This is a genomic window from Pseudomonas granadensis, assembly GCF_900105485.1.
Lineage (GTDB): Bacteria > Pseudomonadota > Gammaproteobacteria > Pseudomonadales > Pseudomonadaceae > Aquipseudomonas > Aquipseudomonas granadensis.
The window spans coordinates 1873864-1887556 of record NZ_LT629778.1; the positions used below are offsets into that span (position 1 = coordinate 1873864).

The 13693-nt window shown below is 61.0% G+C and carries 11 protein-coding genes; 1 reads left to right on the forward strand and 10 read right to left on the reverse strand.

Annotated features, from left to right (window positions below):
* Positions 1–12: 12 nt before the first annotated feature.
* From BLU52_RS08275 to BLU52_RS08320, 10 genes are read right to left on the reverse strand one after another with little or no spacing between them, the layout of a single operon-like run.
* Positions 13–1149, reverse strand: coding sequence for a glycosyltransferase (locus BLU52_RS08275; RefSeq protein ID WP_090282717.1), 1137 nt, complete (start codon positions 1147–1149; stop codon positions 13–15).
* Positions 1142–2110, reverse strand: coding sequence for a glycosyltransferase (locus tag BLU52_RS08280; protein WP_090282718.1), 969 nt, complete (start codon positions 2108–2110; stop codon positions 1142–1144). The genes BLU52_RS08275 and BLU52_RS08280 overlap by 8 nt, the downstream gene beginning before the upstream one ends.
* On the reverse strand, positions 2107–3474 hold the full coding sequence (locus tag BLU52_RS08285; RefSeq protein ID WP_090282719.1) for an O-antigen ligase family protein: 1368 nt from the start codon (positions 3472–3474) through the stop codon (positions 2107–2109). The genes BLU52_RS08280 and BLU52_RS08285 overlap by 4 nt, the downstream gene beginning before the upstream one ends.
* Positions 3471–4562, reverse strand: coding sequence for a glycosyltransferase family 4 protein (locus tag BLU52_RS08290; RefSeq protein WP_090282720.1), 1092 nt, complete (start codon positions 4560–4562; stop codon positions 3471–3473). Before BLU52_RS08290 ends, BLU52_RS08285 begins: the two co-directional genes overlap by 4 nt.
* A complete protein-coding gene (locus BLU52_RS08295; protein WP_090282721.1) occupies positions 4559–6151 on the reverse strand; it encodes a GumC family protein in 1593 nt (530 codons plus the stop codon). Before BLU52_RS08295 ends, BLU52_RS08290 begins: the two co-directional genes overlap by 4 nt.
* Positions 6152–6167: 16 nt before the next feature.
* Positions 6168–7190 (reverse strand): polysaccharide biosynthesis/export family protein, encoded by a 1023-nt coding sequence (locus BLU52_RS08300; RefSeq protein ID WP_090282722.1) that lies wholly within the window; start codon positions 7188–7190, stop codon positions 6168–6170.
* Positions 7191–7211: 21 nt separating this feature from the next.
* A complete protein-coding gene (locus tag BLU52_RS08305; protein ID WP_090282723.1) occupies positions 7212–7859 on the reverse strand; it encodes a CpsD/CapB family tyrosine-protein kinase in 648 nt (215 codons plus the stop codon).
* Positions 7859–8605 (reverse strand): sugar transferase, encoded by a 747-nt coding sequence (locus BLU52_RS08310; RefSeq protein WP_090282724.1) that lies wholly within the window; start codon positions 8603–8605, stop codon positions 7859–7861. Before BLU52_RS08310 ends, BLU52_RS08305 begins: the two co-directional genes overlap by 1 nt.
* Before the next feature lie 14 nt (positions 8606–8619).
* The gene (locus BLU52_RS08315) at positions 8620–9654 is read right to left on the reverse strand and encodes an NAD-dependent epimerase (protein WP_090282725.1); all 1035 of its coding nucleotides are present in this window, start codon (positions 9652–9654) and stop codon (positions 8620–8622) included.
* Complete coding sequence (locus BLU52_RS08320; RefSeq protein ID WP_090282726.1) at positions 9651–11003, reverse strand: UDP-glucose dehydrogenase family protein; 1353 nt, start codon at positions 11001–11003, stop codon at positions 9651–9653. Before BLU52_RS08320 ends, BLU52_RS08315 begins: the two co-directional genes overlap by 4 nt.
* Before the next feature lie 387 nt (positions 11004–11390).
* On the opposite strand from BLU52_RS08320, the gene BLU52_RS08325 reads away from it, so the two are divergent.
* Positions 11391–13088: a sulfatase-like hydrolase/transferase gene (locus BLU52_RS08325; protein ID WP_090282727.1), complete on the forward strand. Its 1698-nt coding sequence runs from the start codon at positions 11391–11393 to the stop codon at positions 13086–13088.
* The last annotated feature ends 605 nt before the right edge of the window (positions 13089–13693 follow it).

The following is a 13693-nucleotide window of genomic DNA, read 5'->3' on the forward strand; positions in this document are numbered from 1 at the left end:
GCGTGCGTCCTCTCAACGATTCTGGTCAGGGTTCCACTGCGCGTACCGTTGCCCGCGCAGGAACTGCCACAGGCCGGCGCTCATGCCGGCCAGCGTCACCAGCAGGAATGCCGCGAGGCGGAACGGTTTCGGCAAACGGTGTTGCGAATCCAGCAGGCCGGCGATGGCAATCGAGTAACCGGTCAGTTGCGCGACCAGACTCAGGCGATAGAAACCGTGTTCGTTCCACAGCCAGAAATTGCTCAGCAGCAGCGGCAGCAACAGCACCGGCGCCAGTCGGCGGATCAGTTTGTGGCTGATCAAAGCGATGGAATACAGCCCGTGCTTGAACGGATTGAGCAGTTCGCGGCGTTGCGCCAGGCTCTGCAGCCCACCGACCGTGACCCGCTGGCGGCGACGCCATTGCTTGTCCGCTTCGTCGACGCCCTGGTCGATCACCTGGGCCTCGGGCACGTAGACAATGCGTTTGCGCGCCACCGGTGCGCAGGTACTGATGAAGAAATCATCGTTGACCTCGGCCGGCACGGGCTGGAACAACTCGCGGCGCAGCGCAAGCAGCGCGCCGTCGGCGGAGACCATGCAGCCGGTGCGATTCTCGACCCGGCGCAACCAGCCTTCGTAATGCCGATAGAGGCTGTCGCCGATGCTCAGGCCACCACCGGTGACCGGGATCACCATGTGCCCGGCGCAGGCCCCGACTTGTAGATCGTTCAACGGCGCGAGCAAGTGGCCAAGGGTGTCGCGCGACCATTGGTTGTCGGCATCGGTGAACACCAGAATGTCGCCGATGCTCACGGCTACCCCGGCATTGAGCGTGGCAGCTTTGCCCTGGCGCGGCAGGTCGAGCACGGTAATGCGCGGATCCGTCACTTTGTGCGCGCAGGCCACGGTGTCATCGGTCGAACCGTCGCTGGCGAGAATGATCTGCAGCGTGGCCGGCTGATAATCCTGGGCCAGCAGCGTGCGCAACTTGTGCTCGATATGCCGCGCCTCATTGTGCGCGGCAATGACGATGCTGATGTTCAGCGGCGGCGCCGGGGCATGCCGCCAGGCCGGGAACAGCGGCGCCAGCAAGGTCAGCAGCAGCGGATAACCGATGTAGGCGTACACCGGCAGCAACAGGCACAGGCAAAAAATGAGTTCAGCCACGGGCGGGCCTCCTGGCGTTCCAATGACACAGACCGAGAATCAATGCCGCGCTGGCCAGGTGCAGGCGCACCCAGTGCAGGCCCCAGAGTTGCAACGTCAGGCCGAGGTTTTGCTGGCGAATGCTTTGTCGCACGCTGAGCAGCAGACTCGGTAGCAGGCCCAGCATCAGCAGCAGCAAGGCCTGATTCGCGTAGCCCGTGAGCAACGCCAGGATCGCCAACGCATCGAGCAACCACACCAGCCCTGACAGCAACGGAAAACGCAGCAGGCGCAGGCTCATGCCATGGGCGCGGAGCAATTGCAGGTGACTGCCCTGACGCCACAGTTCCTTGCCGATCCATTCGCGCCAGGTCATTTCATAGCCCCAGTGCAGGGCGACGCTGCTACTGACCGACAGCAAGCGCGCACCGTGTCCGTGCAGACGCAGGGTGTATTCCTTGTCCTCACCGGTGCGCAGGGTTTCGTTGAAACCGCCGGCATTATCGAACCACTGCTTGCGCATCAGCAGGTTGGCACTGGGCAGCCAGTGCACGCTGCGAGTGGCGCGGCCCGATGCAGACAAAGAGCGGCGCTGCCAGGCCGCGGCGAACCATGGCGCAGCGGCAGGGGTGTGCAGGTCCAGGCCGAAGACGTCGCCCTGGTCGTTCGCAGCCAGGGTAAACATCTGCTTGAGCCAGTCTTCGGGCATTTCGATATCGGCGTCGATGAACGCCAGCCAGTCGCCTGTGGCAACCGCTGCGCCACGGTTGCGCAAAGCGCCGATCAGCAGGCCGGGCAGCACCAGAACCCGTGCGCCGAATGCGCGGGCGATCTGTGGCCCGTCGTCGGTGGAGCCGTTGTCGACCACGATCAGTTCACAGTCGATGTCGGCGGCGTGCGCCGCCTTGCGCGCGGCCAGCAGGGTGCGGCCGATGTGGCGGGCCTCGTTGAACATCGGCATGACAATGCTGATCCGGCTCATGTTCTGGCCTCCGTCAGCGGCGCCTGCTCGGCTTTCAGGCGCAGTACCCAGGTCAGCGCCAGCATGATCCACAGGTATTTCAGGTTCGGCGCGCTGAGGAACATCAGGAACAACGTCAACGACAGAAAACTCATGCCCAGGTGGGTGACCAGATCCGCGTGCTGCCACTCGCGCCGCTCAAGCCACGCGCCCCGTGCGCGGATCAGGTTGTAGAAGCCCTGCACGAGCATGCCGACAAACAGCAGGCCGGCGGGAATACCCAGTTCGCTGAAAATCTCCAGATAGGTGTTGTGCGCCCGCCGATACAGGTCGCCGATCTTGCGGTTGGCCGAAAACGCCTTGGCATAACCGGTGGTTGCGTAGTGCAACGGAAAGGTGCCGGGGCCGGAGCCGAGCAGCGGATGCTCGCGGATGATCTGGCTGCCGACGACAATGTACGAGGCGCGACGGCCGAGGGACTCGTCCTGAGCCTTGGCGCCGGCGCTGAGGATACTCAGCGACTGAATGCGTGCCAGGTAACCGGCCGGCATCGCGTAGATCGCCAAGGGCAGAATGATCGCGGCGCCGAGCATGGCGAAGCCGAAGTGCCGTGGGCGAATGCGTGTCAGTTGCTGGCGGTAATGCCAGACACCGATTGCCAGACTCAAGGCCAGTACCACCAGGCCTGAGCGCGACTCGGTTTTGGTCATGCCGCCCAACAGCAGGAGGCAGCAGCCCGCCCAGAACAAACGGTGCAGCAGGTTTGGGCTGCGGATCACCAGCAGCAGACCCAGCGGCACGGCGAAGGCGATCAGCAAGGCAAAGGCGTTCGGGTCTTCGAGCAGGCCGGCGGCGCGGCCCTTGTCCTGAAATCTGCTGGAAAACATCGCCATGGCGCAGGTCGCGCTGACACTGAGCGTGACCAGCCGGGCAAACAGATCCAGATTCAGTTCGCGGCCGATCAACAAGGTGATCACAAACAGGAGCAGGCCCACGCTCAGCTCGCGCAGATGACTCTGTGACATGCCCAGGTTGTCGGTGGCGAACAGGCTCAGCATATACAGCGCCATAAAGCCGATCAGGTAGCGCCACAGATTGCTGCGCAGGCGTTGCGATGGAATCTGATGCAGCGCCAGTTGCAGCATCACGATCACCGCCAGCGAAGCACCGAGCAACTTGCTGCCGGAAACTGAACTGTCCTTGAAGAAACCTTCGAACGGTACCAGCGCAGCAATGCCGAGCAAGCCCCAGGTCGGCTTGCGGTACAGGACGGTAAAACCGACCAGACCAATGACGGCCCCCGGTGCCAGATAGGGCCAGGGACTGGCCAGCAAACCCAGGCTGACCAGTGCGAACAGACTGACGATCGAGAGCGGGAAAATCATGCGCGTGCCTCCCGTGCCGTGTGGATGTACAGCTGCGACCAGCGTTCGGCCAGGGCCTTGAGGTCGTAGCGCTCCTGTTGTGTGCGTTTGGCGTTGTCGCGCAGCTGCGCGGCCAGTTTCGGTTCGGCCAGCAAGGTATCGAGCTGGCGGGTGAGGGCGGCGGTATCGGTTGGCGGCGCGAGTAGCCCGTTCACGCCGTGCTGCAAGACATCGGGAATACCGCCGACCGCGAACGCCACCACCGGTACGCCGGCCTGCATCGCTTCAAGCAGAATCATCGGCGTGCCCTCGGTGCGCGAACTGATCACCAGCGCATCGAGTTGTTGCCACCAGCCTTGCATCGCCGTCTGATACCCCGGCAGGCGAATCCGCCGCGGCAAACCGGCAGCGTTGATGCGCGCCTGCAAGCTCTCCCGTTCCGGGCCATCACCGAGCATCACGGCGTCCAGTTGCGGGTGCTGATGACACAAGGGAATCAGCGCATCGAGAAACAGATCCGGGCCTTTTTCACTGCTCAACCGACCGACGTAACCGGCCAGCCAGCGTTGCCGATCTGCCACCGGCGGCATGGCGGGCGCCGCTGGCAAACCGTTGGGAATCACCTGTAATTTCTCCGCCCGCACGCGGGCCTCGAGGTGCAGCTCGGCAATGCTTTGCGCCACGCAAACCACCCGTTTCACCGCTGCGGTGCGGCACAGTTGCAGGCTTAGCCAGGTGTAGAACTTTTGCTTGCGACTGCGCGGCGTGAACCCGTGCTGAGTGATCACCAGCGGCAGGCGCAACAGCGTTGCGCCGACCCAGCCGAACAACAGCCCTTTGAAGTTGTGCGTGTTGAGCAACGGCTTGTCGCTCCGGCGCTGCCGCAGGTGCCGCAACAATTCACCCAGCCCGGCGCAGTAGCAAGCGTCCACCCCAGCTTCACGAAAGCGCGCGATCAGCTCTGGCGGCGCATCGAGAAACAGCACCTGATGCTGCCCCGGCGTGGCCAGGCAATGATCCAGCAACATTCGCTCGGCCCCATAGAAGCCGCCGCTGCTGAGCAAATGAATGATCGGCAGGGCGACGTAAGGGGTGGACACCGCGTTCAATTGCGCACCCAGTGAACCAGGCTTGGCATGGTCCAGTTCTTGTGCGGATTGCCCGCCTGTGGCGTTTCTTCGTTGAGCACCAACAGCACCGGAAGGCCCAGTTCGTGACTGATTTGCGCCGGATGCTTGAAGCGATGGTCGAAGAACTCACGTACGTAGACGAACGCGATTGCCAGCAACAGACCGGTGAACAGCCCGAACGGGATGATCAGCATCGGCTTGGGAAAAGCCGCCTCGGTCGGTTCATACGGCGGGCTGAGGACACGAGCGTTGGACAAGTCGTTGTCCAGCGCGCGAGTCGTGCTGCTTTCAGCAAAGCGTTGCGCATACGTAGAAAACGCTGCGTGCAACGCGCCGATCTCGGTGTCCATCTGGCGCAGCTTGCTTTGGGTCTGCTGCAATTGATGGATGCGATTCTTGAACTCGGCAATGCGCGCGGTTTTCTGCTCGATGACCTGGCTGACCACCGACAAGTCGATCGTGCGTTCCTGGATGCGGTTGTTGACCACTTTGAGGAACTGCTGGCGCGTGCGGGCAATCTGCTCGCGGGCCAGCAACATCGGCTCGCTGCCGGGCTGGAATACCGCCAGGTCATTCATGTAGCGGCTGACTTGAGTGGTCAGCGCCTCGCCCATCTGCCTGATCTCGCGGTCCTCGAAGGCAATGTTGTCCACCGTTGTCGTGAAGGTGAACGGAAAGGTGTAGTCATTGAGCTTGTTGGTGTTGGCGGCGGCCAGGCTGGTTTTCAGGTAATCGAGCCAGCGCTGGCTTTGCAGCAAGCGATCGCGATACAGGTTGAGTGCCTGCTCTTCGGTGTTGATCGCGTTGAGGCGAAAGGTGATTTCTTCTTTCGGATCGGACGAACCGACGCTTTCCAGCAGGCCCAGCCTCGCGCCTTCGAGGCCATCGAGCCGCACCTGATATTGATGCTTCTTGGTCTCGTAGAACGAGTGCGGCAGTTCGATCGATTGCAACGCCTGACGATCGACCAGATAGTTTTGAAGCAACGCGGCCACGAACGTCGTGCCCTGGGCAGGATCAGGGAAGCTGTAGACGATCGAGATGACATTGGAACCCGGCAGGGTTTCGATCTTCAGATTGTCGATGGCTTCCTGGGTCAAGCCGTCCAGCGCCGTGTCGCGCACCGGATCGGTTTCCATGCCCAGTGCATCACGCAGCGGATTGATCACGTACTCGCGCAGGGGCGTGCTGACGTAACGCTTGAACGGCTCGCCGGCCAGCTTGCTGAGCATCCCCGGCGGCGGGTTGTACTGGCCGTTGTCGCGCAGTTCGCTGATGGTCTGACGGATCAGCGCCGGCGAACGGAGGATATTGCTCTCGGTTTCCATGTCCGCCAGCGATGGCGGAATGAAGGTGGCGTTGTCCTGGGTCAGCGAGGTGGTCGCATCGCCCTGAGAGAGTTTTTTCGACTGCACGATCACCTGCGCGGTGATATCGAAGCTCTGTTTGAGCAGCAATGGCAGGAGCAGGGCGATCACTGCAAAGGTCAGGAAGATGCGCTTCACCAGTTGCTTGTTGGCGAAGAAAATCCTGAAGAACTCGTGCAGGTAATTTTCTTTTGGGTTCATGTCGGTCACCTGAGAGTCAGTTGTCACTGCCTTTGTTGTCGACGCGGTAGCCGAAGCTGAAACCGACGCCCTGGAACAGCACCACATCGGCCAGTTGGCGGGCGAGTTCGCCGGCGCTGGCCAGTTTGGTTTTTGGCACGTAGAGCATGTCGTCCGGCTGCAGATAGGCGATTTGTGGGGCGTCGCCAGACAAGGCCTTTTCGACGTCGTAGTTCATCGCCTGCACCTGGTTGCCGTTGCGCCGCATGATCACGACCGAATCGAGCCGCGCCTTGACGTTGGTGCCCCGCGCCAGGGTCAGTGCCTCGAGTACCGACACAGGTCGCCGGATGGGGTAGGAGCCTGGCTGAGCGACTTCGCCGAGCACGTAGATCTCGTTGCCGGCGGTGGATTTGAGCAGCACGTCGACGGTCATTCGCCCCGGCAGTTGCGCGTACCTTTGATTGAGGAAGGTTTCGAGCTGGTTGACCGTCATGCCTTGCAGTGGCACGGCGCCGATTTCCGGGAAACTCGCATAGCCGTCGGTGCCGACGGTGATCTCGCGACTCATGCCGGTGGCCGGGTGGTTCAACGCGCTTTTGAGGTTCTGCTCGTTGCTCAGCGGGCTGAGAATCTGTACCGCGAGCTGATTGCGGTTGGGCTGGAACAGTTGCTTGCGCTCATACGCGCGCTGGATCTCCTGCCGCGCTTCTTCGCTGGTCAGCCCGGCGATTTTCACCGAAGTGTTGGCGCCCGGCAGTTCAATGGTGCCGTCGGGCAGCACGAGCTGCGTGCCGTTGAGCTGGCTGGCGGCGGTGAAGTTCAGGCCGATCTGGTCACCCGACTGCACGCGGTAAGCATCCGAGCCACTGGTGCTGATGTGAAAAATCACATCGAGCACGTCTTTCGGGCGCAGGGTCTGCTCGACTCGCGGCATGTCGGTGGCCTGGGCATTGGCCGGTGTGGCGGTGAGGATATTCACCGGCATGTTGCGGGTCTCGGAAGTGCTGGAGCAGCCCGCAAGCGGCAGCATCAGCAGGACAAGCATTTTGGCGTTCATGGCGTCATCCTTCGCGTTCGCTTACAGGTTTTTGTAAAGCCATTTGGGCATGTAGTACTTGCGCCGGTTGAACACGCTACCGACCACTTTCGCTCCGGCCTGGGTCAGGCGTTGCACGGCAGCCTGGGCGACTTCCCAGCGGGTGTCTTCGGCGCGGACGACAAACACCACGCCATCCACTTGCGTACTGATGACCAGCGTGTCGGCGGCGGAATACACCGCGTCGCCATCGATCACCACAAAGCGGTACTGGCTGCCCAACTGGTCGAGCAACGGGCTCAGGCGTTCGGCGGTCAGGTGTTCCAGCGTGCGGATCGGCCGGCCGTTGGGCAGCACATGGAAGGGCAGGCTGGAGGTGTGCACCACACAGTCCTGCAGCAGCGGCGGGTTGCCCGAGCTGAACAACAAGTCACGCAGGCCGCGTTCCTTGCTCAGGTTCAACTGCTGGGTGAGGTTGCTCGCCGACTGGCTGGCATCGACCAGCAGCACCTGGCCGCTGCTCATTTGTGCCAATTGGCTGGCCAGCGCCATTGCACTGGTAGTGGTGCCCGCGCCGGGGTTGGCAGCGGTCAGCAACAGGATCCGCAGATCGAGATCCAGCACGGTCGACGTCAGGTTCGATTCGCTGGGGTTGGCGATGCTCAGGCTTGTATTGGTTGAACCGTCCATTAGCTTGCTCCGTGGCCGCTGAATACTTTGAAGGGGGTTTTCAACAGAATCTTCAGATCAAGCAGAAGGCTCTGCTCGGCGATGTAGCTGAGGTCCAACTCAACGCGCTGGTCGAAGTCGATATTGCTGCGTCCGGAGATCTGCCACAGACCGGTCATGCCGGGGTAAATGCTCAGACGCGCGAGGTGATTGTCCTTGTAGCGATAGGCGTTGAACGAGGTCGGGCGAGGGCCGACCAGGCGCATGTCACCGGTCACCACGTTGATCAGGTTGGGCAGCTCGTCGAGGCTGGTGCGCCGCAGCAATGCGCCGATGCCGGTGACGCGCGGGTCCTTGTCGATCTTGAAATCGATGGCGTCGGCCCCGTGTTTGTTCAGGTGGCGTAGCGATTCCTTGAGTTCTTCGGCGTTGCTGACCATGGTGCGGAATTTGTACATGCCGAACTTGCGACCGCGATAACCGGTGCGCTTTTGCACGAACATCACCGGGCCCGGGCTGGTGAACTTGATCGCCAGCGCCAGGCCCAGCAGCAATGGTGAAATCAACAGCAGAATCAGCAGCGCGCCGAAGCACGCGACCACCCGATTGGTCCGCGACAATTGCCACGGTCGACCGCCGTCACGGCCGCTTAACCAGCCACGGCCCTGACGGTGAATCGCCGCGTCGAGGCGCATGCGATGTTCCGGGTCGACGCGCTTGTCAGGACGCATCTGCGCAATCGCCACACTTTTTTCATGTCCAGTCATGAGGTCCTCCGCATTCATTCAGCCGCAAGCGGCGCACGAGCCGTGGGGTAGTAGCCGCGAAACCAGGCGATGAATCGCCCCAGCCCTTCGTCCAGCTCGATCCGGGGCTGGAACCCGGTGGCCTGGGCCAGATCGCTGGCCTCGGCGCAGGTGTTGAGCACGTCGCCCGGTTGCAGTGGCAGCAGCTCGACAATGGCTTGTTGGCCGAGGTGTTTTTCCATCAGGGCCAGGTAGGTTTTCAGCGCGACCGGCTGCTGCCCGCCGATGTTGAACAGCCGCCACGGCGCCATGCTGCTGGCCGGGTCGGGCTGTTCGCGATCCCACTGCGGACTGGCCTGCGGGGGCTGATCGATGAGGCGCGCGATGCTCTCGATGATGTCGTCGATGTAGGTGAAGTCGCGCTGGTGTTCGCCGTAGTTGAACAACTTCAGCGGCGTACCTTCGCTGATCGCTTTGGCGAACTGGATCGGCGACATGTCCGGCCGTCCCCAAGGCCCGTAAACCGTGAAAAAGCGCAGGCCGGTGCAGGGAATGCCGAACAGATGGCTGTAGCTGTGCGCCATCAGCTCGTTGGCTTTCTTGGTTGCGGCGTACAGCGACAGCGGATGATTGACGCCGTCCTTCACCGAGTAGGGCGTGTGCTGGTTGGCGCCGTACACCGAACTCGACGAGGCGTAGATCAGATGCTCGACCGGGTGATGCCGGCAGCTCTCCAGAATGTTCAGAAAACCATTGAGGTTGCTGTCCAGATAGGCCCGTGGGTTGTCCAGCGAATAACGCACCCCGGCCTGAGCCGCCAGGTGAATCACCACTTGCGGTTGTTCGCGGGCGAACAGTGCATCGATCGCCGAGGCGTGCGCCAGATCGACCGTGGCCAGTTGGAAATCGCCAACTTCCTCGCGCACCCACTGCACGCGATCCTGTTTGAGCTGCGGATCGTAGTAGTGGTTGAAATTGTCCAGACCAACCACCGTGTGCCCGTCGCGCAGCAGGCGCAGCACGCAGTGGGCACCGATGAAACCGGCCGCGCCGGTGACCAGCACTTTCATGGCCGCAGCCCTTCAGGGGCGATGTGGCGCAGACCGATGCCGCTGTAGTGCAAGCCGGCAGCCGCCACCTGTTCCGGGTTGTACAGGTTGCGCCCGTCGATGATCACCTTCGAACGCAGCTTCTCGGCGAGCAGTTCGAAGTCGACCACACGGAAATTTTTCCACTCGGTGCAGATCACCAGCGCGTCGGCGTCTTCCAGGGTGTCGTCGCGGGTCGCACACAGGTGCAGGTCGTTGCGATAGCCATAGAGGCGGCGGCATTCGGACATCGCTTCCGGGTCGTAGGCCTGCACGCTGGCGCCCTCGGCCCACAGCGCGTCCATCAGGTAACGGCTCGGTGCCTCGCGCATGTCATCGGTGTTGGGCTTGAACGCCAGGCCCCATACCGCGATCGATTTGCCGGCCAGGCCTTGGGGAAATTGCGCTTTGAGTTTGCTGAAGAGAATGTGTCGCTGACTGTCGTTGACGTCGGTGACGCTGCGCAGCAGTTTCAGCGGCATGCCGTTGTGTTCGGCGGTGTGCAGCAGGGCGCGCAGGTCTTTGGGAAAACACGAACCGCCAAAGCCGCAACCGGGATAAATGAAGTGGTAGCCGATGCGCGGATCGGAGCCGATGCCTTTGCGCACGGCTTCGATGTCGGCGCCGAGCAGTTCGGTGAGGTTGGCCAGCTCGTTCATGAAACTGATGCGCGTGGCGAGCATCGCATTGGCGGCGTACTTGGTCAGCTCGGCGCTGCGGTTGTCCATGAACATCAGTTTTTCGCGGTTGCGGCAAAACGGTGCGTACAGCTCGCTCATCTGCTCGCGGGCTGCGTCATCGCGGGTGCCGACGATGATCCGGTCGGGGCGCATGCAGTCGGCGAGAGCGCTGCCTTCCTTGAGAAATTCAGGATTGGACACCACGTGCACCGTCAGCTCGGTCTTGCCGCGGCGCAGCAACTCGCTATTGGCCGCGGCCAGGACCTGATCCGCCGTGCCGACCGGCACCGTCGACTTGATGATCAGGGTGCGATCGGCCTCCATGAAACCGGCGATCTGCCGAGCGACGTTGAGCACGTGGCTTAGATCGGCTGAACCGTCTTCATCGGCGGGGGTGCCGACGGCAATGAAAATCAGCTCGGCGTGCGCCACTGCATCGCTGGCCTGGGTGCTGAACATCAGGCGCCCGGCCTTGATGTTTTCTTCCAGGGTGGCGGACAGCCCAGGCTCGCTGATAGGCGGCACCGCTTGTTGCAGTTGTCTGATCTTGTTGGGGTCAATATCGATGCATAAAACCCGATGACCCACATCTGCAAGAGCGGCGGCTTGTATAAGTCCAACATAGCCCGTGCCAAATACGCTCACGTCCATCTGCGCACCTCGATAAAACCAAAAAGTTAACTACGGAAAGAGATCGTTAAAGGGGTATAGCGCAGCGTTTGAAAAACGTGTCAGCAAAATGACATGTTGCAGTGATATAACACTTAAGTGTTTTTTGGCGATTGGCCATCAAGTCATTGCTGCGCTTGAAATTGTTGCGCTAGTGCAGATTTGTTCAGATTTCAAATAAGCGATAAACGGTCGTAAGCCGCTAATTTAAAGGCTTGTAGCGCCTCTCCTGTGTCAGATTTGAGTCACCGTTTTTTTGACACTAAATCCGGCTATCAGTCATTTCTTGCGCTTTTATGGCCGGGTGCTAGTGTCAGCTTCTGACTGACAAACCTTTGACTCCTAGCCGTTTCGTACGACGGTATCGCCATGTTCCGATTTGCCAAAGAACTACTGTTAATTGCCTGGCTGTTGCTTTTCTCCGGTTATTACATTGATCGGTTAAATGCTATCGGGTGGAGTTTTAATGTACTTATTTTTGGCGCGATGTTTTTGGCGCTGACATTTGCGTTGTATTTAACAGCCTATATACGACAGGCACTCATCCGCCATGCATTCGCATTGACGATGTTTGTTTCGGCGGTTTTCTTTGATGTGTATACCCGCGTCACCGCTGACTACCTGAGGTACAGCGATTTCGTCTCGCTGGTGTATTCCGGTGGCTTCATTCAGGAAGCGGCGTACCAGTATCGAGAGGCGATCCTGCGTAGCGTGCTCGGCGGGTTGTTGCTGCTGTTCGGCATCGGGCTCAAGCCACGGCATGCGCTGGTCATACCGAACGCCTGGCGAGTGACGGCGCCGTTCGCGGGCGTGCTGATGCTCAGTGCGCTGCTGTTTCTGCGTGCGGGTGAGGGCGCCCGCGGCTTGCCGATCATGTACACGCCGCTGGCCTACCTGAACCTGTTTGCCTACGAGGCGCTGCACAACAGCGTCGGCCCGCGTGAACCGGTCACCCTCACGCGCAGCGCGCCTGCCGTAGGCCATGACATCGTGCTGATCATCGACGAAAGCATTTCCGGCAATTACCTGGACATCAATGCGCCGTTCGGCGTGCACAGCAATCTGAAGCAGGCACCGGCCGGGGTCGACATTTTCAATTTCGGTTACGCCGCCTCCATTGCCAATTGCAGCGCCGACACCAATGTCACCCTGCGCTACGGCGGCACCCGCAACGATTACATGCGCATCAACAGCACGCTGCCGTCGATCTGGCAGTACGCGAAAAGTGCCGGGCTGCGCACGGTGTATATCGACAGCCAACGCACCGGCGGCAACCTGCAGAACCTGATGACAGCGAGCGAAAAAAACGACATCGATCTGTTCGTGCAGTTTGACCAGACCAGTGTGCGCGACCGCGACATGGCGGCGGCGGCGAAGCTTATTGAACTGCTCAACGATGACACGCCAGAGCTGGTGGTGATCAACAAGGTTGGTGCGCATTTTCCCGTGCATGACAAATACCCCGACGCGTTCATGGCTTACCGGCCGACCTTGCCACGCGGGCAGTTCACCGAAGTCGCCGACACCGGTGAGCGCGCCGGTTTCAACGGTCAGCCGGACGACTGGGTGCTGTACCGCAACGCCTACAAGAACACGGTGCTGTGGAATGTCGGTGAGTTCTTTGCGCGCGTGTTTGCCCAGGCGAAGCTCGACAATGCGCTGCTGATCTATACCTCCGATCATGGCCAGGATCTGCACGAACGTGGCAATCCGGGCTTGAACACCCATTGCGGCGGCGATCCGGTGGAGGAGGAGGGCCTGGTGCCGCTGGTGGTGATCTCCGGCAGTAAGCTGAAGACCCTCGATTGGTCGGCGCAACTGGCGGCGAACAAGGATCGCTCCAGCCACTACAACATCTTCCCGACGCTCTTGCAGTTGATGGGGTATGAGCTGGCGGGGATCGAGGCGGTGTATGGCAAACCGCTGAGTGTACCGACGGCGGATGAATTCACCTTCAACTACCGGTTCAATGCGCGGTTGGGGGCTAAACCCGAGTGGAAACATATTGATCTGGGGAGCATTGTCACTCCGGGGCAGGCGCCTGCGAGTGTGGCGGTTGGGCAATGAGATTCGGGTTGGCTGGGCTGGCCTCATCGTTTGCAGGCAAGCTCCTACAGGGAACGCGTGGACTACTGGGCCGGGAGTAGATGCCGCTTGGATTGCCAGGTGCGAAAATCAAAAGCCCCTCACCCTAGCCCTCTCCCGGAGGGAGAGGGAACTGACCTAGGTGGATGCGAAAGGTGCGCCGATCTGAAATACCGAGTCGTACGCAGTTTCCGAAAAGCCTACAAATCGGCCCCCTCTCCCTCGGGAGAGGGAACTGACCTAGGTGGATGCGAAAGGTGCGCCGACCTGAAATATCGAGTCGTACGCAGTTTCCGAAAAGCCCACAAATCGGCCCCCTCTCCCTCGGGAGAGGGCTGGGGTGAGGGGCGAATCCACTGAAGATCTCAAGCCATACGGCGCTTCTAACCACTCAACAATGAGCGTTAGCTCGAGTGCTCTTGATCTTGCCTAACCAGCGACATCGGAAGGCTGAGTGGAGGGATTGATCCGGGCGTGGGAGCGCAGCGACCGTACGACGAAGTCGTACACAGCGGAGGTAGGTGCAGCGAAGCAAACCGTAGCCGCTGCGCCCGGATCGATCCCGGAGCGAAGGGACCCGAGCCTGC